At 68.8% G+C, this 26,800-nt stretch carries 27 protein-coding genes; 5 read left to right on the top strand and 22 right to left on the bottom strand.

Features of this window, described 5'->3' with window-relative positions; genetic code table 11:
• Positions 1-203: 203 nt before the first annotated feature.
• Positions 204-4,220: a type VII secretion protein EccCa gene (gene eccCa / locus L6E10_RS01735; protein ID WP_236216101.1), complete on the bottom strand. Its 4,017-nt coding sequence runs from the start codon at positions 4,218-4,220 to the stop codon at positions 204-206.
• Positions 4,221-4,463: 243 nt separating this feature from the next.
• On the opposite strand from eccCa, the gene eccD reads away from it, so the two are divergent.
• Both eccD and mycP read left to right on the top strand, forming a co-directional pair.
• Positions 4,464-5,873, top strand: a complete 1,410-nt coding sequence (gene eccD / locus L6E10_RS01740) for a type VII secretion integral membrane protein EccD (RefSeq protein WP_236216103.1) — start codon at positions 4,464-4,466, stop codon at positions 5,871-5,873.
• Positions 5,870-7,282, top strand: a complete 1,413-nt coding sequence (gene mycP, locus L6E10_RS01745) for a type VII secretion-associated serine protease mycosin (protein WP_236216105.1) — start codon at positions 5,870-5,872, stop codon at positions 7,280-7,282. The genes eccD and mycP overlap by 4 nt, the downstream gene beginning before the upstream one ends.
• Before the next feature lie 83 nt (positions 7,283-7,365).
• Here the strand turns inward: mycP and L6E10_RS01750 are convergent, their stop codons facing one another.
• The 3 genes from L6E10_RS01750 to eccB form a co-directional block, all read right to left on the bottom strand.
• Positions 7,366-8,421, bottom strand: coding sequence for a hypothetical protein (locus tag L6E10_RS01750; RefSeq protein WP_236216107.1), 1,056 nt, complete (start codon positions 8,419-8,421; stop codon positions 7,366-7,368).
• Positions 8,422-8,432: 11 nt separating this feature from the next.
• Complete coding sequence (locus L6E10_RS01755; RefSeq protein WP_236216109.1) at positions 8,433-8,750, bottom strand: hypothetical protein; 318 nt, start codon at positions 8,748-8,750, stop codon at positions 8,433-8,435.
• 69 nt (positions 8,751-8,819) lie between these two features.
• Entirely contained in the window at positions 8,820-10,433 is a 1,614-nt protein-coding gene (gene eccB, locus L6E10_RS01760) for a type VII secretion protein EccB (protein ID WP_236216111.1), read from the bottom strand.
• Between the two features lie 159 nt (positions 10,434-10,592).
• On the opposite strand from eccB, the gene eccE reads away from it, so the two are divergent.
• From eccE to L6E10_RS01775, 3 genes are all read left to right on the top strand, one after another.
• Positions 10,593-11,909 (top strand): type VII secretion protein EccE, encoded by a 1,317-nt coding sequence (gene eccE / locus L6E10_RS01765; protein ID WP_374235512.1) that lies wholly within the window; start codon positions 10,593-10,595, stop codon positions 11,907-11,909.
• Positions 11,906-12,634 (top strand): hypothetical protein, encoded by a 729-nt coding sequence (locus L6E10_RS01770; protein WP_236216114.1) that lies wholly within the window; start codon positions 11,906-11,908, stop codon positions 12,632-12,634. The genes eccE and L6E10_RS01770 overlap by 4 nt, the downstream gene beginning before the upstream one ends.
• Positions 12,635-12,853: 219 nt before the next feature.
• On the top strand, positions 12,854-14,416 hold the full coding sequence (locus L6E10_RS01775) for a S8 family peptidase (protein WP_236216116.1): 1,563 nt from the start codon (positions 12,854-12,856) through the stop codon (positions 14,414-14,416).
• 248 nt (positions 14,417-14,664) lie between these two features.
• On the opposite strand, the gene truA is transcribed toward L6E10_RS01775, so the two are convergent.
• The 18 genes from truA to rpsH all read right to left on the bottom strand — a co-directional run bounded on the left by truA (position 14,665) and on the right by rpsH (position 26,751).
• Positions 14,665-15,456, bottom strand: a complete 792-nt coding sequence (gene truA, locus L6E10_RS01780) for a tRNA pseudouridine(38-40) synthase TruA (protein WP_236216118.1) — start codon at positions 15,454-15,456, stop codon at positions 14,665-14,667.
• Positions 15,457-15,515: 59 nt separating this feature from the next.
• Positions 15,516-16,106, bottom strand: coding sequence for a 50S ribosomal protein L17 (gene rplQ / locus L6E10_RS01785; RefSeq protein ID WP_236216120.1), 591 nt, complete (start codon positions 16,104-16,106; stop codon positions 15,516-15,518).
• Between the two features lie 48 nt (positions 16,107-16,154).
• Positions 16,155-17,213, bottom strand: coding sequence for a DNA-directed RNA polymerase subunit alpha (locus L6E10_RS01790; protein ID WP_236216122.1), 1,059 nt, complete (start codon positions 17,211-17,213; stop codon positions 16,155-16,157).
• A 151-nt stretch (positions 17,214-17,364) separates the two neighbouring features.
• Positions 17,365-17,970: a 30S ribosomal protein S4 gene (gene rpsD, locus L6E10_RS01795; protein WP_030472035.1), complete on the bottom strand. Its 606-nt coding sequence runs from the start codon at positions 17,968-17,970 to the stop codon at positions 17,365-17,367.
• Positions 17,971-17,993: 23 nt separating this feature from the next.
• Positions 17,994-18,401 (bottom strand): 30S ribosomal protein S11, encoded by a 408-nt coding sequence (gene rpsK, locus L6E10_RS01800; protein WP_086669042.1) that lies wholly within the window; start codon positions 18,399-18,401, stop codon positions 17,994-17,996.
• 37 nt (positions 18,402-18,438) lie between these two features.
• Positions 18,439-18,819 carry a 30S ribosomal protein S13 gene (gene rpsM / locus L6E10_RS01805; protein ID WP_089949064.1) on the bottom strand — a complete coding sequence of 127 codons (381 nt, stop codon included), beginning with the start codon at positions 18,817-18,819 and terminating at the stop codon, positions 18,439-18,441.
• Between the two features lie 220 nt (positions 18,820-19,039).
• Positions 19,040-19,153 (bottom strand): 50S ribosomal protein L36, encoded by a 114-nt coding sequence (gene rpmJ, locus L6E10_RS01810; protein WP_010148647.1) that lies wholly within the window; start codon positions 19,151-19,153, stop codon positions 19,040-19,042.
• Between the two features lie 25 nt (positions 19,154-19,178).
• The gene (gene infA, locus L6E10_RS01815) at positions 19,179-19,400 is read right to left on the bottom strand and encodes a translation initiation factor IF-1 (RefSeq protein WP_005166804.1); all 222 of its coding nucleotides are present in this window, start codon (positions 19,398-19,400) and stop codon (positions 19,179-19,181) included.
• A 122-nt stretch (positions 19,401-19,522) separates the two neighbouring features.
• The gene (locus tag L6E10_RS01820; RefSeq protein ID WP_236216124.1) at positions 19,523-20,164 is read right to left on the bottom strand and encodes a hypothetical protein; all 642 of its coding nucleotides are present in this window, start codon (positions 20,162-20,164) and stop codon (positions 19,523-19,525) included.
• 142 nt (positions 20,165-20,306) lie between these two features.
• Positions 20,307-21,089: a type I methionyl aminopeptidase gene (gene map / locus L6E10_RS01825; RefSeq protein ID WP_090094713.1), complete on the bottom strand. Its 783-nt coding sequence runs from the start codon at positions 21,087-21,089 to the stop codon at positions 20,307-20,309.
• Between the two features lie 53 nt (positions 21,090-21,142).
• Entirely contained in the window at positions 21,143-21,703 is a 561-nt protein-coding gene (locus L6E10_RS01830; protein WP_236216126.1) for an adenylate kinase, read from the bottom strand.
• On the bottom strand, positions 21,704-23,014 hold the full coding sequence (gene secY, locus L6E10_RS01835) for a preprotein translocase subunit SecY (protein ID WP_090095905.1): 1,311 nt from the start codon (positions 23,012-23,014) through the stop codon (positions 21,704-21,706).
• A gap of 1,112 nt (positions 23,015-24,126) precedes the next feature.
• A complete protein-coding gene (gene rplO / locus L6E10_RS01840) occupies positions 24,127-24,570 on the bottom strand; it encodes a 50S ribosomal protein L15 (RefSeq protein ID WP_236216129.1) in 444 nt (147 codons plus the stop codon).
• On the bottom strand, positions 24,567-24,752 hold the full coding sequence (rpmD, locus tag L6E10_RS01845; RefSeq protein WP_090046919.1) for a 50S ribosomal protein L30: 186 nt from the start codon (positions 24,750-24,752) through the stop codon (positions 24,567-24,569). The genes rplO and rpmD overlap by 4 nt, the downstream gene beginning before the upstream one ends.
• A 2-nt stretch (positions 24,753-24,754) precedes the next feature.
• Entirely contained in the window at positions 24,755-25,363 is a 609-nt protein-coding gene (gene rpsE / locus L6E10_RS01850) for a 30S ribosomal protein S5 (protein ID WP_030473451.1), read from the bottom strand.
• A gap of 34 nt (positions 25,364-25,397) precedes the next feature.
• A complete protein-coding gene (gene rplR / locus L6E10_RS01855; RefSeq protein WP_236216131.1) occupies positions 25,398-25,799 on the bottom strand; it encodes a 50S ribosomal protein L18 in 402 nt (133 codons plus the stop codon).
• A 1-nt stretch (position 25,800) separates the two neighbouring features.
• Complete coding sequence (gene rplF / locus L6E10_RS01860) at positions 25,801-26,340, bottom strand: 50S ribosomal protein L6 (protein ID WP_090094708.1); 540 nt, start codon at positions 26,338-26,340, stop codon at positions 25,801-25,803.
• A gap of 12 nt (positions 26,341-26,352) precedes the next feature.
• On the bottom strand, positions 26,353-26,751 hold the full coding sequence (rpsH, locus tag L6E10_RS01865) for a 30S ribosomal protein S8 (protein WP_030473454.1): 399 nt from the start codon (positions 26,749-26,751) through the stop codon (positions 26,353-26,355).
• Positions 26,752-26,800 lie beyond the last annotated feature (49 nt).

The following is a 26,800-nucleotide window of genomic DNA, read 5'->3' on the forward strand; positions in this document are numbered from 1 at the left end:
CCTCTGCCGAACTCCTGCCGGCCGGTCTTCCCCGTGAGGACGGCCCGGCGGGACACCGGTCATGGGGGGGGGGAACCGGACAGTCCCCTGCTGTCCGTTCACGGCCCGCGGCTCCGGTCGCGGGCCGTTTTCCGTTGCCCGGAACGACTCGTGGGTGGCCCCGCCGAACGGCGAGACCACCCACGAGGACGTTGCACCCGGCTCTAGTCCGGCGGGATCCAGGCGAACTGCATGCGCTGCTGACCGTGCTTGCGGGTCACCAGCGTGCCCCGGCCGGGAGGCTGCGGCGACGGCTTGAGGTTGCCGACGATGCTGCCCTCCTCCTTCGAACCGGACCCGATGAAGATCGGCGCCGCGATCTCCTTGAGCTTGCCGACGATCGGGTCGTACAGCGCGCGGGACGCACCACCCATGCGGCGGACAACGACGACGTGCAGACCGACGTCCTTCGCCTGCGGGATGAACTCCGCGAGCGGCTGCATCGGGTTCGCGCCACCCTGCGGGGCCACCAGGTCGTAGTCGTCGACGACGATGAAGACCTCGGGACCCGTCCACCACGACCGGTTCTTGAGCTGCTCCTGCGTCACGTCCGGGCCGGGCATGCGCTTCGCGAGCGAACCGCGCACCTCCTGGATGTTCTGCGTGAACTGCTGGCCCGACACGGCGTAGCTGAGCAGGTGGTCGGTGTCGATGAAGCCGAGCATCGTGCGGCGGTAGTCCGCGAGCAGGATCAACGCCTCGGTCGAGGTGTAGCTCTGCATGATGCCGCGGACGATCGTGCGCAGGATGTTCGTCTTGCCGGACTCGCCGTCGGCCAGCGCGAGGAAGTGCGGTTCCGCGTCGAAGTCCATGTAGACCGGCGCGAGCTCGTCCTCGTTGACGCCGACCGGGACCAGGTGGCCGCGGTTCGGGTTGATCTGCTGGACCTGCGCCATGAACTGCGCGTGGTCGAGCAGGTCGGGCAGCATCCGGACCTGGGGGGCCCGCGGGCCCTGCCACGCCTGGTTGAGCTTGTTGCTGAGGTCCTGCACGCCCTGCGAGATCGTGGTCGGGTCCTGCAGGGTGTCGATGCGCGGCAGACCGGTGAGGCAGTGCAGCTTGTCGCCGGTGAGACCGCGGCCGGGACGGCCGGGCGGCACGTTGACGGCGACCTTGCGGTCGACCTCGGACTCGCTCGGGTCACCGAGCCGCAGCTCGAAGCGCGTGCCCAGGAGGTCCTTCATCGCGGGCCGGATCTCCGCCCACCGGTTCGCGGCGACGATCACGTGCACGCCGTAGGACAGACCCTGCGCCGCCAGCGCCTGGATCTGCGGCTCGACCATCTCGAACTCCTGGCGGAAGTTCATCCAGCCGTCGACGATCAGGAACGCGTCGCCGAAGGCGTCGTCGTTGATCTCACCGCGGCGCCGGCGGTTGCGGAACTCGGCCATCGAGTCGATGCGCTGGTCGCGCCACCGCAGTTCGCGCTCGGTGATGAGCGTCTGGAGCTCGGCCACCATGCGGCGGACCTTGTCGACGTCGAGACGACCCGCGAAGCCACCGACGTGCGGCAGGTCCTCCATCGAGGCGAGCGTGCCACCACCGAGGTCGATGCAGTAGAACTGCGCCTCCTGCGGCGTGTGCGTGAGCGCCATCGACGCGATGATCGTCCTGAGCAGCGTCGACTTGCCCGACTGCGGACCACCGACGACCGCGCCGTGGCCGGCCGCACCGGAGAAGTCCGCCCACAGCAGGTCGCGGCGCTGCTCGAACGGCTTGTCGACCACGCCGACCGGGATCTGCAGCGTGCCGTTGGCGCCGTAGCCCGGCGACGTCAGACCGCGGTCCGGCGTCACGTCGAGCGGCGGCAGCATCGTGTCCATCGTCGGCGGCTCGTTGAGCGGCGGCAGCCACACCTCGTGCGCGGGCGGGCCCTGGCCGACGAGGCGGTCGACGATGAGCTCGAGCTGCGTCGGCTCGTTCGCGTCCTCCTTGACCGGCGCGGCCGCGACCGGCACCGCCTCGGCGGGGCGCTCCGGCTCCTTCGGGATCTCGATGAAGTCCGGCACGAAGAACCGCGGGCGCTTGTCGCTGCGCACCGCCACGGACTCGCCGGCGGACTGCATGCCCGACGGGCGGTAGGTGCCCGAGACGTAGAGCGCCTTGAACCTCGTGAGCGGCATGCCCTGCACGCTCAGGTAGCCCGAACCCGGGATCGGCGGCAGCTCGTAGGCGTCCGGCACACCGATCGCCGCGCGGGACTCGGCCGCGTTGAAGGTCTTCAGACCGATCCGGTACGAGAGGAACGTGTCCAGACCGCGCAGCTTGCCCTCCTCGAGCCGCTGCGACGCGAGGAGCATGTGCATCTGCAGCGACCGGCCGACACGACCGATCTGGAGGAAGATGTCGATGAAGTCCGGCTTCGCCGTCAGCATCTCGGAGAACTCGTCGATGCAGATGAACAGCGCGGGCAGCGGGTCGAGCTGGGCGCCGTTCTCCCGGGCCTTCTCGTAGTCCCAGACGTTCTTGTAGTTGCCCTTCGCCAGGACCTCCTGGCGACGCGACACCTCACCGGCGATGGCGTCCTTCATGCGGTCGACCAGGCTGAGGTCGCCCGCGAGGTTGGTGATCGTCGCGGCGACGTGCGGCGCCTTGTCCAGGCCGAGGAACGTCGCACCACCCTTGAAGTCGACGAGGATCATGTTGAGCGCCGTCGACGAGTGCGAGGCCAGCAGGCCCAGCACCAGGGTGCGGAGGAACTCCGACTTGCCGGAACCGGTGGCGCCGATGCACAGGCCGTGCGGGCCCATGCCGTCTTCCGCCGCCTCCTTGATGTCGAGCTCGACCTGCTGGCCGTGCTCGCCGATGCCGAACGGGATGCGGTAGCGGTCGCGCTTGGGCCGGGGCCGCCACGCCTGCTGCACGTCGAACGTGATCGGGTCGCCGGGGATGCCCATGAACTCGAGCAGCGGCGGGTTGTTGTTCATCGCCAGCGGGTCCTCGCCCGAGTCGCCACCGGCCTCGCCGGCGGCGCCCATGCGGTAGGGCGAGAGGCGGCGGGCGAGGGCCTCGGCCTCCACGACGGACAGCCGGTCCGGGGCGCCGAACCACTCGACACCGCTCGCGGAACGGGCGCCCAGCTGGTTGTTCTCGACGACGAGGCGCAGACCGCGCCGGGCCGTCAGGTTGCCCAGGCACTCGGACAGGTCGAGCAGCGTGACGCCGACCAGGCCCTCCTCGAGGATGATCATCTCTTCGCGGCTGATGTCGCCGTCGTCGATGACGATCACGATGTGCGGCTGGTCGGGCGGCGGCGGGGCGTTGCGGGTGAACCGCTGGCGGTCGCGCAGGTTCTCGTCCAGCATCGCCTCGACCTCGGCGAGCGAGTTCGCCATCATGCGGCGCTGGCCGATGCCGTCGATGTCGGTGGGGTGCTGCACGTGCGGCAGCCACTTCGCCCACTCCCACAGCTGCTTCGTGCGGCCCGCGCTGACGACCGCGATCAGCAGGTCGTCCGGGGCGTGGAAGGTGACGAGCTGGGCGATGAGGGCGCGCGCCAGGTCGCGGCGGTCCTCGATGTCGCCGAGGAGGCCGACGGCGGCGAACCCGCGCAGCGCGATGGAGATCGGGAGGTCGGGCACGAGCGAGTGGGCGCGCACGAAGCGGCGCAGCGCCAGCGTCGCGATCGGCTCGAGCTCCTCGACGGGACCGGTCTGCGGCGGCACCAGACGGGTCGCGAGGCGCTGCGAACCCCGGCCCGCGCGCAGGTGGCAGAAGTCCGGGTCGTTCTGGCGGCGTTCCCACATGCGCCTGGTGGTGGCGAGCGACCACAGCATCTGCGGGTCCGGGTGCACCCACTCGCGCTCGGCGCGCTGCTCGTCGGCGGCTTCGCGGGCGCGGTCGCGCATCTGGCCGAGGTACCGCAGGTAGTCCTTGCGGTCCTCGTTCATCTCGGCTTTCTTCTGGCCCTTGCCCGAGCCCATGCCGCTCGCCATCATGCCGATGGTCGAGATCATCATCATGCCCGGCATGATCATCGCCGCGGGCTGCCGCGGCATGAAGACGAGCATCATGCCCATCATGCCCACGGACGCGACGATCATGACGACGGGCATCGCCTTCATCATGATGTTGCCGGGGATGATGCGGGGGACCTCGGGTGGCGGTTCGAGGTGGACCTCACCGCCAGGAGGCCGGGGAGCAGCAAGGCGTGCCGTTCGCTTGAACTGCAGCGTGCTCAACTGACAGGCACCTCTTCGACTCGTCACACCACCAGTAGCAACCGACACTATTGCGCATCCGTGCGCGTCACGAAGGTGGGTCGGGAAAAAACCCAGTCGGACGTGTTCTGCGAACCACACGTGCAAGAGTCGCCGGTGCGGCCATACTAGGGCCGCCCGACAACGGCCCAGGTGGACCAATAAGGTCGGTCCGTTGACGGATGTGCAAGCGCTGATCTGACTGAATGACTTTAGGGGGCCCTGGTGGCGACCGGTACGACGGTGTTCAGCCGTGTCACGGTGGTGGCACCTCGAACGCGTATCGACGTCGCGCTGCCTGCCGACGTGGCGGTGGCCGATCTCCTGCCGATGCTGCTCGACATGGCGAGAGAGGCCACCCCGGACGGTGGCGTGCGACACGGTGGCTGGTGCCTCGCCAAGCTCGGCGACAGCCCGCTCGACCCCGCGCGCACGCTGGCCTCGCTCGGCGTGGTCGACGGCGAGCTGCTGCAGTTGCGGCGTCGCAACGAGAACCCGCCTCCTCCGCTGTACGACGACGTCGTCGACGCGATCGCCGAGTCCGACCCGGACTCCTTCCGGCCGTGGACCAGGGAGACCGCCCAGCGGTTCGGCCACATCGCCGGCGCGCTCGCGCTGATCGCCGCCGCGGTGGCGCTGTTCCTGTCCGGCCCGGTGACGGCGGGTGGCAGTGGCAGCGGCCTCGCGGCCGCCATCGCCGGCGGTGTCGCCGCGGTCGCCGCGCTGGCGGCGGGCGCGACCATCGCGCGGGCCTACGGTGCCGTCTCGACCGGTGTGCTGATCGCCGCGTGCGGGTCGCTGCCGATGGCGTTCGTCGCGGGCTACCACGCCGTGCCCGGTGTCGGGTTCAACCCGAAGATGCTGCTGGCCTCCGCGCTGATGATGATCTTCGCGTGGGGCGGCATCCTGCTGATCGGCCAGGGCATCACGGTGTTCATCGCCGCGGCCACCGGCGGCACGCTCGTGGCGCTGGCGTTCCTCGTCGCGACGTTCGTCGAGCACCCGCTGGCCGGCGTCGCCGCCGCGACCGGTGCCGTGGCGCTCGCCGCGCTGTCGATGCTGCCGAGGCTCACGCTGCAGCTCGCCAAGATCCCGCCGCCCGTCGTGCCGACGAACGCCGAGGACCTCAAGGAGGACAGCGGCTTCCCGGAGTACGCGGTCATCGAGCGCCGCACGGCCGTGGCCCACGAGTACCTCACCGGCATGATCATCGGCACCGGCACGGTCGCCGCGCTGGCCGCCATCGTCGCCGCGGGCGGCGCGGGCGACTCGGTGTGGGGCCCGATCTACGGCGTCGTCGTCGCGATCGTGCTGATGATGCGCGGCCGGGCGTACGCGAACGGCGCGCAGGCCGTGGCACTGCTGTCCACCGGCATGTTCGCGAGCGCGGGCATCCTGCTCGGCTGGCTGATCTCCACGAGCTCGTTCAACCGCATCGCCTTCGTCTTCGGCACGCTGCTCGTGCTGGGCGCGCTCGCGCTGGTGCTCGGCGTGATCTTCCCCGGCCAGAAGTTCTCGCCGCCGCTGCGCCGCACCGTCGACATCATCGAGGCGATCCTCATCGCCTCCGTGCTGCCGCTGGCGCTGGCCGTCATGGACATGTACGCCGTCTTCCGGGGTCTGATCACGCTATGAGGACCGGCATCAGGCGCACCACGGCGGCAGCGACCGCCGGACTGCTTCTGCTGACGGGGACCCTTCCGCAGGCCTCCGCTCAGCCGTCGTCGACGTCGGCGACCGCACGGCCGAACTCGGTGCCGCCGGACCTGCCGCCGAACACGCCGCCCCCGGCGGACGAGGGCAAGCCGGACGTGAAGTACGAGCGCACCAACAAGGGCTGCGTCGAGTCCGACACCAAGAGCGAACTGATCAAGACGATGCCCTGGGGCCAGGTCCAGCTGAACCTGGAGCAGGCGCACCGGTTCGCCAAGGGCAAGGGCGTCAAGATCGCGATCATCGACACCGGCGTCGACCCGCGCAACCCGCGCTTCGGCAACAGGGTCGTCGGTGCCGGCGAGTACGTCGACGGCAACAAGAACGGCCTGGACGACTGCGACGGCCACGGCACCGAGGTCGCGGGTGTCGCCGCGGCGGCCAAGACCGAGGGCGACTTCGTCGGCGCGGCACCGGAGGCGACGATCCTCGCCATCCGCCAGACCAGCGACCGCTTCGAGTTCAAGGGCGACGCCAACAACGAGAAGCGGGGCTCCGCCGGCAAGGTCGGCACGCTGGCGCAGGCCATCGTGCGCGCGGCCAACGCCGACGCGAAGGTCATCAACATCTCGCTGACGAACTGCGGCGCCCCCAAGGGCTTCAGCGCGGACGACCAGAAGCTGCAGGCCGCGATCCGGTACGCCGTCGACGTCAAGAACGTCGTGATCGTCACGGCCGCCGGCAACCTGAGCGACCAGGGCACGGGGTGTGCCGCGCAGAACAACAACCTCGACCCGAACACGGTCAACTCGGTCTCGTCACCCGCGTGGTTCGCCAACGACGTGCTGTCGGTGGCGTCCCTGGCCCGCAACGGCGAGGTCTCGTCGTTCAGCGTCTGGGGCCCGTGGGTCAGCATCGCCGCACCGGGCGAGGAGATCATCTCCGTCGACCCCAAGGGCACCGGCCTGACGAACGCGAACGTGACGGCGCAGGGCGTGCAGGACATCAAGGGCACGAGCTTCGCGTCCCCGTACGTGGCGGGTATCACGGCGTTGGTGCGCGAGAGGTTCCCGGACCTCACCGCGCGCCAGGTGATGAACCGCCTCAAGGCGACGGCGCTGCACCCCGGCAACGTGTCCGGAAAGGACAACAAGATCGGGTTCGGCATGATCAACCCGGTCGCGGCGCTGACCGCGGTCCTGCCCGCCGAGGCCAAGGGGTTCAAGAAGCCCCAGCCCAAGGAGATGAACACCGCCGTCACCCCGCCGCCGGGTCTCGACTGGCCGCCGATCATCGTGGCGCTGTCGGGCATCGGCATCGGCGTCGGACTGCTGTTGCTGACGCTGTTCGTGCGCAACTCGCTGAACCGCAGGCGCGGCCAGCCGGTCTGACCCGGTTTCTTCGCGAACGACGCGAAAAGGCCCCGTCGGGAGAATGTCCCGACGGGGCCTTTTCGCGTTGTGAGCCGGAGCCGCTAGTCCTCGCCGATCGTCTTCGGCGCAGCCTTCTTGGGCTTGCCGAGCAGGTCGTCGATCGAGCCGGTGAGGCGCTGCTTCGCCTTGTGCTCCTTGTCGCCGCCCTGCTGGCCACCCATGGCGCCCATCATCGGCGCCATGCCGCCCATCATCGCGCCACCACCGGGAACGCCCCCGGAACGGCCGCTCGCGGCCGCCGCGGCCGGAGCGGCACCCGCACCCGCCTCCGCCGGCGGAACCTGCTCAGCGACGCCCGTGGCGCCTCCGAACTGCATCGGCTGCGGCGCCGCGGTGGCAGGGGAACCGCCTCCCACGGCCGCGCCGACACCGCCACCGACACCACCGCCACCGCCTCCCGGCGAGGCGCCGGTGCCCGCGGGAGCCGTGTCCGAGGCCTTGGCGGGCTCGGGCGCCTTGCTCTTCTGCTCGGCGGGCGCGCTGTAGGTCCAGTCCTCGTCCGGGTACCTGTGCTCCATCCGCACGGAGTCGAAGCCGCCCGCCTCACCGGACACCCCGTCGCAGAGCCGCAGGAACGCCTCCAGCACCTGCCGCGCGGACTCGTGCATCTCCCGGACCGGGTGCTTGAGCTCCTCGATGTGCTTGACGGCCCGCTGGTCGCCCTCCTGCGGCAGCGACGCCGTGCCGGACACCGAGTCCGCCGCGTCCGCGAGCACGTGGGCCATGTCCTGGACGATGTCCCGGACGCCGTCCGCGGTCTCCTCCAGCGCGTCCGCCATGGCGTCCATCGCGTCGGCGAGGTCGCCTCCCGCGAGGCCCACCTTGCGCATGTGGTCGAGGAACGCGTCGGCGTCCCTGCCCTCCCACCGCGCGTCGACGCCGCCCAGCGGTGCCGCGACGTGCTCGTTCGCCGCCTCGGTCACCTTCGCGGCCTTGCGCCAGCGTTCGGCTTCGTCGCGCAGGTCGTTCCAGTCGCCCACGAGAGGGTCGAAGAAGTCGTGCACGAGGTCCACGACACCGAGCTTGCGACTGACCCGCGAGAGGTAGTCGAGCTCGGGACCGACCTCGGCCGCGATCTGCCTGCCGTCCTTGGCCACCACTGCTCCCCCTACCGCCGGTCGACCTTCTCGATCGCCCGCAGGCTCTCCTCCTCGCCCGCCCCGTGCTGCCGGGCGACGGCGTGCAGGCCCCTGGCGGCGGCGTCGAGCGTGTCGCAGGCGCGGGCGAGCTGGGAGTTGAGCAGGGCGGCCGCCCGCGCGTAGGCGCGGTCGGTGCCGGCGGCCCTGCCGATCTCGCCGAACGACTGCGGGCGCAGCGGTGAGGCCTTCATGGCGTCCCGCACCCGCCTCAGGTCGTCGGTCGTGCCGTCGATCCTGTCCGCGTAGGACTCCAGCCACCGCGGATCGACGCTGATGCGACCGGCCACGACTCTTCCCCCAAACCAGCTCCGGGTGCTTTCGCCCGGTTCGACGGTGCTGCGCCCGGAGCGGTTCCGCTACTTCTGGACGGCCTGCGGGTCCTTGATGGTGCCGCCCGGCGCCGGGATCGAGTCGTAGCTGCGGTTGGCCTCGTTCTTGTTGAGCTGCGGCCCCATCGGCAGCAGGCTCAGGATCTGGTTCGGCGCCGGCGGGAACGTCCCGTCGAGACCCAGCGCGCCCGCCGTGGCGGCGTCCGGGACGCCGTAGCGGACACCGCGGCCCGTGACGACCTGCACCGGCCCGGTGCCGAAGTCGCCCTTGCCCTGGCTCGCCCGCACGACGGCGGCCTTGCCCGGCAGCATCAGGAACTCCTCGACGATCTCACCCGTCGCGCCGGCCGCGTTCATCTCGACCGGGGTCATCTCCTTGGGGCCGGGGAGCTTGGACCCGATCGTGACCGAGGTGTGCTCGGCCTTGGTCGTGTCCGTGTAGTTCTCGGCCTTCCAGCCCAGGCACAGCACCGTGTTGTTCGGGTTGGCCTCGAGCGTGGTCGGGATGTTCGCCGGGTAGGAGTCGAGCTTCAGCGGGTTCTTCGGGTTCTTGTGGTCCGCGACGGCGCTCGGCGAGAGCCTGACCGCCTGCTTGTTGTTCGAGTACGCCCAGCGCAGCAGGTCGCCGACCGTCTCGCCGACGGTCTGGAAGCCGTCCTCGAGCGCCACCAGGAACTCCGGGGCGCCGGTCCGCTCGACCTGGACGACCTCGCCGATGTTGACCGTGGTCTCGGTGACGTACGCGGCCTTCTTGCCCTGGTTGTTCATCACCGGCGCGGCCAGCGGGGCCACCTCGGGGATGGTGTTGAGCAGCGCCGTGCTGATCGAGCGCGCCTGCTTGCCGTTCAGGTTGAGGGCGTTGAGCACCTTGTCGTTCTTGAGGTCCACCTCGGCGCGCACCGTCGACGACGAGATGTCGTTCAGCGGGTCGGGCTTCTTGTAGATCAGGTACGCCTTCTTGGCACCGGTGCGCTGCTGCACCAGCACCGCCTCGTCGCCGAGCTCGGGGTTGCCGCCGCTCACGCCACCGATGACGGAGGTCTTGATCTGGTTCTCCGCCGCCTGGTTCTCGCGGAACTCGTTCAGGTCGAGGGTGTCGCAGACCGACCACTGCGCGTCGATGCGGAGGTCCTGCTTCGGCAGCACGTCCGGCGCGTCCGGCAGACCGGTGAGACGGCCGCGCGGCAGGTTCGCCAGCGCCTTCTCGCTCACCAGCTTCGGGGTGCCGCCCGCGGCCTCCGCCGGGGCTCCCGTCGTGCCGGCCGGCGCGTCACCGCCGCCCTGGCCCTGCTGCTGGTCCGGGTTGCTGCGGGAGTACCAGAGCAGCCGCGCCGACGCGAGGTTCGTCATCGGGATCAACCGCCGCGGGGCGTTGTCGACGACGTAGACCTGGCCGGTCTCCTTGCTGATGGCGATCTGCGTCTGGTCGTCCAACCGCGGCGCGGGGCTGAAGAGCCCGACGATGAGGAAGCCGAGCAGACCGACAACGCCCAGGACGACACCCACCGCTGTCGCACGCGAGTGGTTGCGCATGGGGTCGTGCAACATCACTGCGTCTCTGCGGACCAGGGCGGACTGCATCCGCCGCAGGACGAATTGGTAGGCCTGGACCTGTGACTTGGTGGTGGGTGTTGATGCCATTCTCGGCTCGCTGCTCTCCCAGTCGCGGTACGGTTCGGCAGGATAGCCGGACGCAGGTTGCTTCGTGGGCCGGTTCGCCAAGCCCACCGACCGTCGAGGGGAAAGAGACCACAACGGATGTCCGTGACCACTCCACATCCGCCCCGGCCCAACCCAGGGATGGCACGGCCGCAGGGACCTGGGGGTCCTGGCCAGCAGGCACCCGCGCCTCCGCGTCCGGTCGGGCGTGTCCGTCGCAGGGCCGCGGGCGTCAGCCTCGGCTCTTTGCCCGTCTCGAACGTAGTCACGATCGAGGTCGGTCTCGCCATCGCCCTCCTCGTGCTCGCGATCATGGGCGTGAAGGACGGCGACGCGCTGAACGTCGTCTCCGTCTCGATCGCCGGCGGTGTGCTCCTCGTCGCACTGGTCCTCGCCTTCACGCGTTCGCGCGGCCGCTGGCTGACCCAGTGGATCGGTGTCCGGCTCCGCTACAACTTCCGGTCGCACAGCAGGACCGCGAAGCGCCAGGACCCGCAGGAGTCCAAGCCCGGTGACGACGAGATGCAGGTGCTCGGCCCGGAGGACCCCCGCGTCGCGTTGCTGCGCCTCGCGATCCCGGACCTGGTGATCGCCAAGGGCGTCGACCACGAACGCCGCCCGCTCGCGCTGTCGTGGCACGACGGCGTGTGGACCGCGGTGCTGCTCGTCGACCCGACGCCGCCGCTGATCTCCGCGGTCGGCTCGGCCCCCTCGCTGCCCCTGGGAGCACTCACACCGTGCCTCGAGGACCGCGGTGTCGTCCTGGACGCGATCACCGTGATCTGGCACTGCTACCCCGGCAGCGCGGCTCTCCCGCCGAACTCGCCGGCCGTCAGCTCGTACATGGAGGTGCTCGGCCCGCTGCCCGCGGCGGCCCGGCGCACCACGTGGATCACGGTGCGGCTCGACCCGCGCCGCTGCGGCGAGGCGATCAGGGAGCGCGGCGGCGGCGTCGTCGGCGCCCACCGCGCGCTGATCGGCGCGCTGTCCCGCGTCCGCAACGCCCTGGAGTCCGCCGGCGTGACGATCCGCCCGCTCGACTCGGACGAGCTGCTGCGCGCGGCGATCTCGTCCGCGGAGCTGACCGCCGTCGTCGGCGGCACGAACCCCGTGTCGTTGCGCGAGAAGTGGAAGGGCGTCACCGCGGGTGGCGTCGGTCACGCCAGCTACGCGATCACCGGCTGGCCCGCGAAGGGCCTCAAGGGCAACCTGAACGCGCTGACCGGTGTGCGCGCTCTCTCGTCGACGCTCGCGATGTCGATCTCACCGTCACGTGAGGACGGTCAGGTCTCGCTGCGCGGCCTGGTCCGGGTGAGCGCCCGCACGCCGAGCGAGCTCGACCGCGCCGAGGACCAGCTGTCGAAGCTGGGCGACAAGCTCGACATCACGCTGACCCCGTTGCGGGGCATGCAGCTCGCGGGCCTCGCCGCGACGCTGCCGCTGGGAGGTGTGGCATGAGCAGCTCGTCCCGTTTGCTCGACGCGCGCGGCCGTGGCGCGGTGGCACCGGAGTTCCTGGTGTCGCCGACCATGCTCGACCTCGTCAGCCCGAGCGGTGACCGCGGCGGCATGATGCTCGGCCAGGGCACCAAGGGCGAACCGCTGAGCGTGTCCGTCCTGCGCCCGACCCCGACCCGCATGGTGGTCGTCGGCGGCCTGTACCTGGCCCGCCAGATCGCGTTGCGCGCCATGGCGACCGGAGCGTGGATCATCATCGCGACCGGCCGCCCCCAGGCGTGGCAGCCGGTCGTGCGCGCCGCGGGCCAGGGCCCGGACGGCCGTCCGTCTCAACTGGTGCAGCTGCGCCGGCTGTCCCCGGCGGACCTCCCGCGCCCGACCGAGGACATGCCGCTGCTGGTGATCCACGACGGCGGCCACGTCCCGCAGGAGCTGTTCCCGCCGCGCGCCCCGTGGCAGACCACGATGTACGTCCTGCCGTACCTGCACCCGCAGGCGTCGTCCACGGCGAACAACGCGGACCTCGTGCTGCTGCAGCGCCTCCCGATGGGCCAGGCGCAGCTGGCGGGCCAGATGTGGCGCCTGCGCCCGCAGATGTTCCAGCAGCTCACGCAGCTCAAGGACGACCAGGTGATCGCCCTGGGCCAGGACATGTGGGCGCACCTGCGCCTGTACACCACGCCCGCCGAGCAGCAGATCCTCGGAGCGGTCCGCCGCGGCGATTGAGACGCTGGACGAATAGGCGAAACATGCGCCCCGAACGGTTCATCGTTCGGGGCGCAATTGTTTTGTAAAGAGATCAGCCGCACCAACCGGTTCACATCACCGGCCAAATCTGTGGATTCGCCATTCGAAGGCAAATCCGTGGACCGTCTTGTGCCAAATCAGTCCGCGCCACTAAGAAAACTCTCACTGCACCACCCTGCGACGAGGGAGCTTGCTGCTATGGGAGAATCGTGGGCCAGCCGAGCGGCCGGAATCGGGCTGGTGGCGGGCACTGCGCTCGTCCTGTCGTCCGTCTCCGCCACCGCTGCGCCCGAGGGGGAGATTCGCAACCTCGGTGCGCCCGACTCGGTCAAGGACAACTACATCGTCGTGCTGAAGGACTTCAGCACGACGAGCGTGGAGAACCTCAGCGCCAAGTACAACGCGAAGGTCAAGCACACTTACAAGTCCGCTTTGCGCGGTTTCTCCGCGCAGATGTCCGAAGCCCAGGCGAAGCGCCTCGCGGCTGACCCGTCGGTCGCCCACGTCGAACAGGACGGCGAGGTCCGCATCTCGGACACGCAGACCCCGACCCCGTCGTGGGGCCTGGACCGCATCGACCAGCGCACGCTCCCGCTGGACAACAGCTACACCTACCCGAACCGGGGCGCGGGCGTCACCGCGTACATCATCGACACCGGCATCCGCACCTCGCACACCGACTTCGGCGGCCGCGCCGTCCACGGCCGCGACACCGTGGACAACGACAACGATGCCACCGACTGCAACGGCCACGGAACCCACGTCGCGGGCACCGTGGGCGGCACGAAGCACGGCGTCGCCAAGGACGTCACCCTCGTGGCGGTCCGGGTGCTCAACTGCTCCGGCTCCGGCACCTTCGCGGGCGTCATCGCCGGCATCGACTGGGTCACCGCCGACGTCCAGGCCACCCCGTCCCGCAAGCCGGCCGTGGCCAACATGTCCCTCGGCGGCGGCGCCAACCAGACCGTCGACGACGCCGTGAAGCGCTCCATCGCGGCAGGCGTCACCTACGGCCTCGCAGCGGGCAATGACAACGGTGGCAACGCCTGCAACACCTCCCCGGCCCGCACCCCGGAAGCCATCACCGTCGGCTCCACGGACCGCACCGACGCCCGCTCGTCGTTCTCGAACATCGGCACCTGCCTCGACATCTTCGCGCCGGGCCGCGACATCACCTCGTCCTGGCACACCGGCGACGAGGCCACGAACACCATCAGCGGCACCTCGATGGCCACCCCGCACGTCGTCGGCGCGGCAGCCGTCTACCTGGCCTCGTCCCCCGCGGCGACCCCGCAGCAGGTCCGAGACGCCCTGGTCGAGAACGCCACCTCCGACGTGGTCACCAACCCGGGCACCGGCTCGCCGAACAAGCTCCTGCACATCACCGGCACGGCCCCCGGCAACCCGCCCGGCCAGTGCCCCGCGGTCACCAACGACACCGACACGGCCATCCCGGACGCCGCAAGCGTGACGTCCTCCATCACCATCGCCGACTGCAACGGCAAGGCCAGCGCCACCGGCTCCGTGAAGGTCGCCATCAAGCACACCTACCGAGGCGACCTCGAACTGGCCCTGATCGCCCCCAGCGGCGCCGTGAAGCTGCTGAAGGTCAACAACGGCAACGACAGCGCGGCCGACGTCAACGCCACCTACGCCGTGAACGTCTCGACCGAGGACGCCAACGGCACCTGGCAGCTGCGGGTCCGCGACCTCTACAGCCAGGACACGGGCCACATCGACTCGTGGACGCTCGACATCTGATCCCCGCCCAGCACGCCAAGGAGCCCCCGGTCCCCCCGCCGGGGGCTCCTCCCTTTCCGGAACGGATGGGAGGACGGCTGCGGCCGATGCAGGGCGCGGGGAGGCGGTCGAGCGAAGCGGGCAGGCTCTCCGCGATGCGAAGGAGCCGTCTTCCCACACTCGACGGGTGGGGGTGGTCCCGTCACGAGTGACGGGACCACCCCCACCGATCACAGCAACCGGAGCGCCCCCACAGGCTCACAGCAGCGTCAGGACAACGTCCGAACCCGCCGAGTCAGCTCAGCCCGAGCCGCCAACTCCGAATCCGCGGGGAAATCCACCCGGACCAAGCTCAACCCGTGAGCAGGAGCCACAGCCACCCCACTGGCCCGCCCGCTCAACGACAGCAAGGACGAAGGCCACTCGACGGCCTTCCGCCCCTCCCCGACAGCCAGCAACGCCCCGATGAGCGACCGGACCATCGAGTGGCAGAACGCGTCAGCGGACACGAACGCCGTCACGACCCCGTCAGCCGACGACCGCACCAGCTCCAAGCGCTGGAGCTCACGAATCGTCGTGGCCCCTTCACGCCGCTTGCAAAAAGCGCAGAAGTCGTGCTCCCCCAACAACAACGCGGCCGCGCGGTTCATGGCCTCGACGTCCAGCGGACGCGGCCACGCCAGCGTGTTCAGCCGGCGCAGCGGATGCGCTCCGAAGTCGGCATCCGCGACCCGGTACTCGTAGTGCCGCCGCAACGCCGAGAAACGGGCGTCGAAGGCGAACGGCACCACACGGGCCGAGAAGACCCGCACGTCGGCGGGCAGCACGCGGGCAAGCCGCTTCGGCAGGCCGGCGACGTCCGCGGTCGAGGGCAGGTCGACGTGAGCGACCTGTCCGGACGCGTGCACGCCGGCGTCCGTGCGCCCGGCCACGGTCAGGACCACGTCCTCCCGCAGCACCATCGACATGGTGTCCTCGAGCACCCCGCACACGGTCCGACGGGAAGGCTGGCGGGCCCAGCCGGAGAACTCCGTCCCGTCGTACCCGAGGTCGAGCCGCACACGAACGAGCCCGCCGTCCCCGGAAGCGGGAACGACGGGCTCGTCAGCGTTCAGACGACTCAGGACTTGTCCTTGGACTTGTCCTTGGACTCGTCCTTGGCCTCTTCCGCCTTGACGTCCTCGGCCGACGGCTCGCCGTCGACCTCGACAGCGCCCTCGGCGGGCTCGTCGGCAGCGTCCTTCGTCGCGGACTCGGGCGCGTCAGCGTCCTGGTCGACGACGGCGGTCTCGGCCGGCTTCTCGTCCTTGGCGAACTTGGTCTTGCGCGCAGCCTCGGCCTCGGTGGAGACGAGCTTCTGCTGCACCAGCTCGATGATGGCCATGGGGGCGTTGTCGCCCTTGCGCGCCAGCGTCTTGGTGATGCGGGTGTAACCACCGGAACGGTCGCTGAAGAACGGACCGATCTCGGCGATCAGCTTGTGGACGACGTCCTTGTCGCGGATCAGCTTCATGATCTCGCGACGGTTGTGCAGGTCGCCGGCCTTGGCCTTCGAGATGATCTTCTCGGCGTACGGACGCAGCCGCTTCGCCTTGGCCTCAGTGGTCTTGATCCGGCCGTGCTGGAACAGCGCCGTCGCCAGGTTGGCGAGCAGCAGCCGCTCGTGCGCCGGAGACCCACCGAGCCGTGGGCCCTTGGTAGGGGTGGGCATCGCTTACTCCTGTAACTGAAAGAGATCCTCTAGCTCTGAATCAGAGCGTCAGAGCTGCTCGGTCTCCGCGTAGTCCTGGCCGTCGTCGTGCGAGTCCAGGCCGGCACCGGCGCCCCAGCCCGTGTGTCCGGGGTGGTAGTCGGCGGCAGCCGCGGACGGGTCGAACCCAGGAGGCGAGTCCTTCAGGGCGAGGCCGAGGCCGACGAGCTTCATCTTGACCTCGTCGATCGACTTCGCACCGAAGTTGCGGATGTCCAGCAGGTCCGCCTCGCTGCGCGACACGAGCTCGCCGACGGTGTGGATGCCTTCCCGCTTCAAGCAGTTGTAGGACCGGACCGTGAGGTCGAGGTCCTCGATCGGCATCGCGAACGCGGCGATGGTGTCGGCTTCGGCCGGCGACGGGCCGATCTCGATGCCCTCGGCGTCGATGTTCAGCTCGCGAGCGAGGCCGAACAGCTCCACCAGGGTCTTGCCCGCGGAAGCGACCGCGTCCCTCGGGGTGATCGAGGGCTTGGTCTCCACGTCGAGGATCAGCTTGTCGAAGTCCGTGCGCTGCTCGACACGAGTCGCCTCGACCTTGTACGTCACCTTGAGAACCGGCGAGTAGATCGAGTCGACGGGGATGCGGCCGATCTCGGCGCCCGCCTGCTTGTTCTGGACAGCCGGGACGTAGCCGCGACCGCGCTCGACGACGAGCTCGATCTCCAGCTTCCCCTTGCCGTTCAGGGTCGCGATGTGCAGGTCGGGGTTGTGCACGGTGACACCGGCCGGAGGCACGATGTCGCCCGCGGTCACCACACCGGGGCCCTGCTTGCGCAGGTACATGGTCACCGGCTCGTCCTCCTCGGACGAGACGACGAGCTCCTTGAGGTTCAGGATGACGTCGGTGACGTCCTCCTTCACCCCGGGAACCGTGGTGAACTCGTGCAGCACGCCGTCGATGCGGATGCTCGTGACAGCAGCACCGGGGATCGACGAGAGCAGCGTGCGGCGGATCGAGTTGCCGAGCGTGTAACCGAAGCCCGGCTCCAGCGGTTCGATGACGAACCGGGAACGGGTCTCGGAGACCGCTTCCTCGCCGAGCGAGGGGCGCTGGGAAATCAGCACTGGGTTCAACCTTTCTACAACGACGCCCGCTATTTGACGCCGTCAACAACAGCCAGTCGCGGAGACCGGCGTACGCACTCGGCACACCCTTCGCGCCGATGCGGGACCCGACCCGAGCCACCGTCCGGGGAGGACAGCGGCTCGGAGAGGATCACTTCGAGTAGAGCTCGACGATGAGCTGCTCGGTGACAGGCGTGTCGATCTGCGCGCGCTCGGGCAGCTGGTGCACGAGGATGCGCAGGTTCGACGGGACGACCTGCAGCCAAGCGGGAATCGGGCGGTCACCGAAGGACGCGCGAGCAGCCTCGAAGGGCAGCGTCGGCATGGACTTCGGCTTCACGTCGATGATGTCGAACTTCGACACCTGGTAGCTCGGGATGTTCACCTTGTGGCCGTTGACCAGGAAGTGACCGTGGCTGACCAGCTGACGAGCCTGGCGACGCGTGCGGGCGAGGCCCGCGCGGTACACCACGTTGTCGAGGCGGGCCTCGAGGATCTGGAGCAGGTTCTCACCGGTCTTGCCCGGGCGACGAACCGCTTCCTTGTAGTAACGGACGAACTGCTTCTCGAGCACGCCGTAGGTGTACCGAGCCTTCTGCTTCTCCTGGAGCTGCAGCAGGTACTCGGACTCCTTCACCCGGCCGCGGCCGTGCTGGCCGGGCGGGTACGGACGGCGCTCGAACGCCTGGTCCCCACCAACGAGGTCGACCTTCAGGCGGCGCGAGATGCGCGTCGCGGGTCCCGTGTAACGAGCCATTAGTTCTTACTCCTCCCCGTGCCTCAGACCCGGCGCCGCTTGGGCGGGCGGCAGCCGTTGTGGGGCTGCGGGGTCACGTCCTGGATGGTGCCGACCTCGAGACCGGCGGCCTGCAGCGAACGGATCGCGGTCTCACGGCCGGAGCCGGGACCCTTCACGAACACGTCCACCTTGCGCATGCCGTGCTCGGCGGCCTTGCGGGCGGCGTTCTCGGCAGCCATCTGCGCCGCGAACGGCGTGGACTTGCGCGAGCCCTTGAAACCCACGTGGCCGGCGGACGCCCAGCTGATCACGTTGCCCATCGGGTCCGTGATGGACACGATGGTGTTGTTGAACGTGCTCTTGATGTGCGCCTGGCCGTGCGAGACGTTCTTCTTTTCCTTGCGCCGGATCTTCTTGACCCCGGCGCCCGTGCGGGACTTCGGTGGCAAAACGAGCTCCTAAGTTGAGGGCAGTAGACGCGAGGTCTTACTTCTTGCCGGCCTTCTTCTTGCCGGCCACGGTCTTCTTCGGACCCTTGCGGGTACGGGCGTTCGTCTTGGTGCGCTGTCCGCGAACGGGCAGGCCGCGACGGTGCCGAAGACCCGCGTAGCAACCGATCTCCATCTTGCGACGGATGTCGGCCGCAACCTCACGGCGAAGGTCACCCTCGACCTTGTAGTTCGTCTCGATGTGGTCCCGCAGCTTGGCGAGGTCGTCGTCCGTCAGATCCTTCACCCGGAGGTCCGGGGAGATCTCCGTGGCGGCGAGCAGCTCCTTGGAGCGCGTACGACCGATGCCGAAGATGTAGGTGAGCGCGATCTCCATCCGCTTCTCGCGGGGGAGGTCGACGCCAGCGAGTCGTGCCATGTGGCGGTTAACTCCTGTCGTTTACTTCCAGGTCTGCTCCTCGCCCGGTTCCGGTGACTGACTCGCTGTGTGTCGTGTCCGGCTGCTCTCACAGCCGGTGTCCCGGCCCCGGCCTGGAATCCGGGGGTGTCCGCACGCTTGAAGCCCTGCGTGCGGTAGGTGCGAGGAGTGTCTCGTTACTGCGTCATCGAACGATCTCGACGAGCGCGAGTGGAACTGCTCAGCCCTGGCGCTGCTTGTGGCGCAGGTTCTCGCAGATCACCATGACCCGGCCGTGACGGCGGATCACCTTGCACTTGTCGCAGATCTTCTTGACGCTCGGCTGGACCTTCACGCCTGAAGTCTCCTGCTATTGGAGGTCACTTGTAGCGGTAGACGATGCGCCCGCGGGACAGGTCGTAGGGCGAGAGCTCCACGACAACCCGGTCCTCAGGGAGGATGCGGATGTAGTGCTGACGCATCTTGCCGCTGATGTGCGCGAGTACCTTGTGACCGTTTTCCAACTCGACGCGGAACATCGCGTTGGGAAGCGGTTCGACTACGCGGCCCTCGACCTCAATGGCCCCGTCCTTCTTGCCCATGTCCTCCGCGTTTCGTGACGGTGATAATAACCTTTGGACGCGCGCCAGCCGGGTTCGATCTCACCTGCGAGGGCATGACAGAACCGGCGCGACGGATGCGCCACCTGACCAGTGTACGCAGTTCACTCCGGCAACCCAAATCGGGCCCGGTCGCGGCCGCCGTCGGGCACCGCTGCACGCTCCAGGACGGGCCGGAGCTTCGCGATCCGGTTGATCTGCTCCTCGTGCCTGCCGAGCACCGAACGCAGCGTGCGCAGGCGTTGAGCAGCGATGCCGGTGCCGTACCAGGTCTCGTCGGAACACCTCTGAGCTGCGTTGTCGAGCGCGACGTCGCCCTGGGAGACCCCGTAGCTCTCCAGACCGGGGTCACCGGGACCGCGCTGGGTGAACCCGGCCCGGTCGAGGCAGTGCAGCAGGGTCGCGGTCATCGCCCGCGTCTCGGCGGCCTCGGGCCCGGACGCGAGCAGGACCTCCCACTCGCGGACCACGGTGTCGTGCAGCGCCGTGACACGGTTGACGGCGTCGGAGTACTCCCACGAGGCGCCGGCCCTGATCGCACCACCGCACCCGCCGTCCACGGGTGGTGGCGCGCCGGTGAAGGTCGGCCGGCGGACGACGACGTCGGAGAACGGCGGATCGCACTGCTCGACGGCCGCGATGGTGTCGGCGAGGAAGATCCGGTCGGCGACCCGTTCGGCCGGGACGTCCTGGTAGGTGAAGTCGGTGGCCGGCTTGGTGGCAGCACAGCCGGCGAGTGGAACCAATAGCGCGGACAGGACGAAACGGGTTACCCCCACAATGCCCCCAAGCATTGGACTCGTTCGTCACCCTCGACGGTATCGGTCGTGACAAACGAAATAACCCCGCCCACCGCACGCGGTGAACGGGGTTACGTCCAAGCCTGGATCAGTCTTCCTCGGGGGCCGTGAGCACCCAGGGACCGTCCTCGGTGATCGCGACGCTGTGCTCCCAGTGCGCGGCGCGCGTGCCGTCGAGCGTGACGACGGTCCAGCCGTCCTCCAGCTCCTGCGAGTCGTCCGTGCCGAGCGTCAGCATCGGCTCGATCGCGATCGCCATGCCGACCTTGAGCCTCGGCCCCTTGCCCGGCTTGCCGTAGTTCGGCAGGAACGGGTCCATGTGCATCTTGGAGCCGATGCCGTGGCCGCCGTAGTCGGCGACGATCCCGTACTCGATGCCGTCGCGGTCGCCCGACTCCAGGGCCGAGGACTCGATGGCGAACGAGATGTCCGTGAGCCTGCCACCGGGCACCGCGGCCTCGATGCCCGCGAGCATCGACAGCCTGGTCGCCTCGGACAGCTTGTGGTCCGCGGGCGAGAGCTCGCCGACGCCGACCGTGACGGCCGAGTCGCCGTGCCAGTCGTCGAGGATCGCACCGCAGTCGATGGAGATCAGGTCGCCTTCGGCCAGCACCTGGGTCTTGCTGGGGATGCCGTGGACGATCTGGTCGTTCACCGACGCGCAGATGCTCGCCGGGAAGCCGTGGTAGCCCTTGAACGACGGGATGGCGCCGGCGTCGCGGATGGTCTGCTCGGCGATCTCGTCGAGCTCCCACGTGGACACGCCGGGCTTCACCGCCGCGACGACGTTCTTCAGTGCCCGAGCCACGACCAGGCCGGAGGCGCGCATGGCCTCCAGCTGGCCGGGGGTCTTGATCTCGATCTTGCTCATGCTGTCGCTGCCACCCGTGATGGCAGTGCGGAGCCGGTCAAGCAGTCCACCTGTCACTTCTCGTCGCGCAGTGAGTGCAGCGCGGCCAGCGCGCGCTCGCTGATCTCGTCGATCTCCCCGACGGCGTCGATGGAGACGACCTTGTCCGCGTAGTAGCTCAGCAGCGGCGCGGTCTCGTTGCGGTACACCTGCTGGCGGTGCCGGATGACGTCTTCCTTGTCGTCCGTGCGCCCGCGGGCGAGCAACCGCTCCACGACGACGTCCTCGTCGACCCGGAACTCCAGCACCGCGTCGAGGGTGTGGCCACCGACGGCGAGGAACTCACCGAGCTTGTCCGCCTGGGCGACGTTGCGCGGGAACCCGTCGAGCAGGAACCCGTCCGTCGCGTCGGCCTCGGCGAGGCGCTTGCGCACCATCTCGTTGGTGATGGAGTCCGGCACGAGAGCGCCCTCGTCGAGGATGCCCTGCACCTCCAGCCCGAGCTCGGTCTGGTTGCTGATGTGTGACCGGAAGAGGTCGCCCGTCGAGATGTGCGGCACTCCGAGCTTGCGGCTCAGAACTTCGGCCTGGGTGCCCTTGCCCGCGCCGGGCGGGCCAACGAGAACGAGTCGCATCTAGCGGAGGAACCCTTCGTAATTGCGCTGCATGAGCTGGCTCTCGATCTGCTTCACGGTGTCGAGACCGACACCGACCATGATCAGAACCGCGGTGCCGCCGAACGGGAAGTTCTGGTTCTGGCCGTCGCCGGTCAGGTCCAGGAACAGGTTCGGCAGGATCGCCACGATGCCGAGGTAGAGCGAACCGGGGAGCGTGATGCGACCCAGGACGAACTTGAGGTACTCGGCGGTCGGGCGGCCGGGACGGATGCCGGGGATGAAGCCACCGAACTTCTTCATCTCGTCGGCGCGCTCGTCCGGGTTGAACGTGATGCCGACGTAGAAGTACGTGAAGAAGACGATGAGCAGGAAGTACGTGGCGATGTGCACCCAGCTCGACTGCTTGACCAGGTAGGTCTGGACGAAGGTCGAGAACCAGTTCGGCTCGGTCGACGAGCCCTGGGTGAGGCGCACGATCAGGTCCGGCAGGTACAGCAGCGAAGAGGCGAAGATGACCGGGATGACGCCGGCCTGGTTCACCTTGAGGGGGAGGTACGTCGACGTGCCGCCGTACATGCGGCGGCCGATCATGCGCTTGGCGTACTGCACCGGGATGCGGCGCTGGGCCTGCTCGACGTAGATGACGCTCGCGATGATGATCAGAGCGGCCACGACCACGAGGGCGAAGGTGATGCCGCTCTTGTCGAGGATGTTCTTGCCCTCGGCCGGGATGCGGGCGGCGATACCGGTGAAGATCAGCAACGACATGCCGTTGCCGATGCCCTTCTCGGTGATCAGCTCACCCAGCCACATGATGACCGAGGTACCGGCGGTCATGGTGATGACCAGCACGATGAGGGTGAAGATGCTGTCCTTGTTCGGGATGACGTCCTGGTCGCACTCACCGAACAGCTGACCGCGCACCGCCAGCGCCACCAGACCGGTCGACTGCAGGATCGCGAGGCCGATCGTCAGGTAGCGCGTGTACTGCGTCAGCTTGCCCTGACCGGCCTGCCCTTCCTTCTTCAACTGCTCGAACCGCGGGATGACCACGGTGAGCAGCTGGATGATGATGCTCGCGGTGATGTAGGGCATGATGCCCAGCGCGAACACCGACAGGTTAAGCAGGGCACCACCGCTGAACAGGTTGATCAGCGAGTAGATGTTCTGGCCCTCGAGCTGTTCAGCACACGCCCGCACGTTCTTGAAGGACACGCCCGGCGCGGGCATGGTCGCACCAAGCCGGTACACAATGATGATCCCGAGCGTGAACAGGATCTTCTTGCGTAGATCCGGCGTCGCGAGAGCCGAGCGGAATGCGCCGAGCACGCGAACCTCCTGAGCGTTGCCGACCCCCAGGGACCGGCACATGCGGTAGTTGGCAGGCCGAAGCAGGCAGCCACGACCAAGCAACCCGGAGGACATCCGGGTTCAGCCCGCGACTCTAACAGTCCCCCACGACTCCGCCGTACCCAGTGGCCAATCACAGGTTCCAACTCGTTGATCTCTCACCACACCACTAGCCCATCCGGGGTAGAAACTCCTCCACTTCCGTGCTACCAGCAGCCATTACACCGCCCGCGAACGTTTGCGGAGTCTCCGTTGTTCCCGCAGAAATCCCCGCAAAGCGAACCCGCCCCGCGCGTCGCCGGCCGAGGCGCACGGCGAGACGGGGACGGCAGCGCGTCCCCGCCAGGCGACAGCGAGCACGGCGAGTGAGACGAGGCGGCGCTTGGGTGGGCGACGTTGGGGTGGGCGGCCTCGGCAAGGGCACGGCGAGCAGCACGGGACAGGCGGAGCCGGGCCGGACGAGCGCACCCAGCCACACCCGCCAATGCAAGCCGACCACTGTGAACCCCGCCGCCAGCCGTTTGTAGGAATGTTGACATTCCTACAAGCGGGGTTCGTGCGTGTGGTGCGAGCCGCAGCCGCCAGCGCGAGACGACCACGCATCCAGGCTCGGCGCGCGGTGCCAGCCGGACAGCCGACAACCCGAGGCGACCACGCACCCAGACCCGGCGCGCGGTGCCAGCCGGACAGCCGACAGCCCATCTCAGCCGCGCATGCAGCCTGGCGTGGCGATGCGCAGCGAGCCGTTCGAACTATGCGCCGCCGAGCAGCGGTCGGCACCGGCGAAGGCGATTGGGGCTTTACCTCGAGGAGGCGGGATGCTCCCCTCGCAGGGCACGGCCGGGGCTCTTTTCGCCCCGGCTTTTCCGGCCGTCCCAGCATCCCGCCAGAGGCTCGAGGTCAAGCCCCAATCGCCACCCCGGCGCTTCGTCCCGACCCGCGCAAACACCCTCGCAACACAACCCGACCAACAAAACGCAACCAACCCCGCTGGAACAGGCACCTCACCAACGCAACCCAACCCCTAGCAACGCCGAAGGGCCCCGAGGCAAAAGCCTCGGGGCCCTTCGACAACGTCCCAGAAGGAAACGTCAGGACGCGACGGTGGAAGACCCACCGGCAGCGGCCAGCTTCTCCACAGCGGACTTGGAGAACTTGTCGGCGGTGACGTCCAGCTTGACGCTGACCTCACCATCGCCCAGCACCTTGACGAGCGAGCCCTTGCGGACCAGCCCGGCCAGGACCAGCGCCGGAACGTCGACCGAACCGCCCTCGGGGAACGAGGCAGCGATGTCGGACACGTTCACGACCTGGTACTCGGTGCGGAACGGGTTGCGGAAGCCCTTGAGCTTCGGCAGCCGCATGTGCAGCGGCATCTGGCCACCCTCGAAGCGCGGCGAGACGTTCTTGCGAGCGCCCGTGCCCTTCGTGCCGCGGCCGGCGGTCTTGCCCTTGGAGCCCTCACCACGACCGACGCGGGTCTTGGCGGTCTTGGCTCCGGGGGCGGGACGCAGGTCGTGGATCTTGATGGTCACGACTGGACCTCCTCAACAACCACCAGGTGGCGCACGGTGTGGATCAGACCGAGCACCTGGGGGGTGTCCTCACGCACGACCGACTGGCGGATCTTGCGCAGCCCGAGGGTGCGCATCGACTCGCGGTGGTTGTGCTTGGTACCGATGGTGCTGCGAACCTGCGTGATCTTCAGCTGAGCCATGATCACACCCCCTGGCCCGCGCGAGCGCGGATCATGCCGGCGGGGGCGACGTCCTCGAGGGGCAGGCCACGACGGGCCGCGACCTCTTCGGGACGCTGCAGGCCCTTGAGGGCCGCCACGGTCGCGTGCACGATGTTGATCGCGTTGTCGGAGCCGAGCGACTTCGACAGCACGTCGTGCACGCCGGCGCACTCGAGGACGGCGCGGACAGCGCCACCCGCGATGACACCGGTACCGGCCGAGGCCGGACGCAGCAGGACCACGCCAGCGGCCTTCTCACCCTGGACCGGGTGGGGGATGGTGCCGGCGATGCGGGGAACGCGGAAGAAGTTCTTCTTCGCTTCCTCGACACCCTTGGCGATGGCCGCGGGAACTTCCTTGGCCTTGCCGTAGCCGACGCCGACCATGCCGTCGCCGTCGCCCACCACCACGAGGGCGGTGAAGCTGAACCGACGACCACCCTTGACCACCTTGGAGACGCGGTTGATCGCAACCACGCGCTCGAGGTGGGGGGTCTTCTCCTGGGCCGCGCCGCCGCGGCCGCCGTCACGACGGTCGCGGCGCTCTCCGCGCTCGCCCCCGCCGCCTTCGCGACGCGTACGTCCTGGCATCAGGCGTCCCTCTCAATTCCGGTGATGATCATTGTCAGAACTCCAGCCCCGCCTCGCGAGCGGCGTCAGCCAGAGCGGCGATGCGGCCGTGGTACGCGTTGCCGCCGCGGTCGAACACGACCGCCGTGACGCCGGCGTCCTTGGCACGGGCCGCGGCCAGCTGGCCGACCTTGGCCGCACGGGCCTTCTTGTCGCCCTCGAGCGCACGGACGTCGGCCTCCATGGAGGACGCGGACGCGATCGTGTGGCCCTTGAGGTCGTCGATGATCTGCACGGTGATGTGCTTCGACGAACGGTGCACGGCCAGGCGCGGACGCTCGGCGGTACCGTTGACCTTCTTGCGGAGGCGGAAGTGGCGACGGGCCTTCGCAACACGACGCCTGGTGGAGATGTCCTTGCCCACCGGCTTGCGCTTCGTAACAGTCGACTCGCTCATGTCACTTACCCGTCTTTCCGACCTTGCGACGGATCTTCTCGCCCGAGTAGCGGACGCCCTTGCCCTTGTACGGGTCGGGCTTGCGCAGCTTGCGGATGTTGGCGGCGACCTCACCGACCAGCTGCTTGTCGATACCCGAAACGGAGAAGCGGGTCGGGGTCTCGACCGCGAAGGTGATGCCCGCGGGGGCCTCCACCTTGACGGGGTGCGAGTAACCGAGCGCGAACTCGAGCTCAGAGCCCTTGAGCGCGACGCGGTAACCGACGCCGTGGATCTCCATCTTCTTTTCGTAACCCTGGGTCACGCCGACGACCATGTTGTGCACCAGCGTGCGCGACAGGCCGTGGAGCGCGCGGTTGCGGCGCTCGTCGTTCGGACGCTTCACCTCGAGCGTGCCGTCCTCAGCCTTCTCCAGGCTGATCGGCTCAGCGATCGTCAGCGTCAGGGTGCCCTTCGGGCCCTTGATGCTGACGTCCTGGCCGGCGATGTTCACGTCGACCCCGGAGGGGACAATGATCGGCTGCTTACCGATGCGCGACATGTCTACTCCCCCTTACCAAACGTAGGCGAGGACTTCTCCGCCCACGCCTGCCTTGTTGGCCTGGCGGTCGGTCATGAGACCGCCAGAGGTCGAAATGATCGCCACACCAAGACCGCCGAGAACTCGCGGCAGGCCGGTGGACTTCGCGTACACGCGCAGGCCGGGCTTCGACACGCGGCGGAGGCCGGCGATGCTGCGCTCGCGGTTCGGGCCGTACTTCAGCTCGACGACGAGGTTCTTCGCGACCTCGCCCTCCTCGTCGCGGTACGAGGCGATGTAGCCCTCGCGCTTGAGGATCTCGGCGATGTTGGCCTTCAGCTTCGAGTGCGGCATCACGACCTTGTCGTGGTAAGCCGAGTTCGCGTTCCGCAGACGAGTGAGCATGTCTGCGATCGGGTCGGTCATCGTCATGGTGACCTGGTCAACCTTTCTCGCTGCGGTTCGCCGCTCAGGGTCCAGA

It is taken from the genome of Lentzea sp. CC55 (genome assembly GCF_021056325.1).
GTDB classification, from domain to species: domain Bacteria; phylum Actinomycetota; class Actinomycetes; order Mycobacteriales; family Pseudonocardiaceae; genus Lentzea; species Lentzea jiangxiensis.

Excerpts from the sequence above, each read along its gene's own strand:
- mycP (WP_236216105.1), top strand. The coding sequence starts at position 5,870 with ATGAGGACCGGCATCAGGCGCACCACGGCGGCAGCGACCGCCGGACTG.
- eccB (WP_236216111.1), bottom strand. The coding sequence starts at position 10,433 with ATGGCATCAACACCCACCACCAAGTCACAGGTCCAGGCCTACCAATTC.
- eccE (WP_374235512.1), top strand. The coding sequence starts at position 10,593 with ATGGCACGGCCGCAGGGACCTGGGGGTCCTGGCCAGCAGGCACCCGCG.
- L6E10_RS01770 (WP_236216114.1), top strand. The coding sequence starts at position 11,906 with ATGAGCAGCTCGTCCCGTTTGCTCGACGCGCGCGGCCGTGGCGCGGTG.
- L6E10_RS01775 (WP_236216116.1), top strand. The coding sequence starts at position 12,854 with ATGGGAGAATCGTGGGCCAGCCGAGCGGCCGGAATCGGGCTGGTGGCG.
- rplQ (WP_236216120.1), bottom strand. The coding sequence starts at position 16,106 with ATGCCCACCCCTACCAAGGGCCCACGGCTCGGTGGGTCTCCGGCGCAC.
- rpsD (WP_030472035.1), bottom strand. The coding sequence starts at position 17,970 with ATGGCTCGTTACACGGGACCCGCGACGCGCATCTCGCGCCGCCTGAAG.
- rpsM (WP_089949064.1), bottom strand. The coding sequence starts at position 18,819 with ATGGCACGACTCGCTGGCGTCGACCTCCCCCGCGAGAAGCGGATGGAG.
- infA (WP_005166804.1), bottom strand. The coding sequence starts at position 19,400 with ATGGGCAAGAAGGACGGGGCCATTGAGGTCGAGGGCCGCGTAGTCGAA.
- map (WP_090094713.1), bottom strand. The coding sequence starts at position 21,089 with ATGAGCAAGATCGAGATCAAGACCCCCGGCCAGCTGGAGGCCATGCGC.
- L6E10_RS01830 (WP_236216126.1), bottom strand. The coding sequence starts at position 21,703 with ATGCGACTCGTTCTCGTTGGCCCGCCCGGCGCGGGCAAGGGCACCCAG.
- rpmD (WP_090046919.1), bottom strand. The coding sequence starts at position 24,752 with ATGGCTCAGCTGAAGATCACGCAGGTTCGCAGCACCATCGGTACCAAG.
- rpsE (WP_030473451.1), bottom strand. The coding sequence starts at position 25,363 with ATGCCAGGACGTACGCGTCGCGAAGGCGGCGGGGGCGAGCGCGGAGAG.
- rplR (WP_236216131.1), bottom strand. The coding sequence starts at position 25,799 with ATGAGCGAGTCGACTGTTACGAAGCGCAAGCCGGTGGGCAAGGACATC.
- rplF (WP_090094708.1), bottom strand. The coding sequence starts at position 26,340 with ATGTCGCGCATCGGTAAGCAGCCGATCATTGTCCCCTCCGGGGTCGAC.
- rpsH (WP_030473454.1), bottom strand. The coding sequence starts at position 26,751 with ATGACGATGACCGACCCGATCGCAGACATGCTCACTCGTCTGCGGAAC.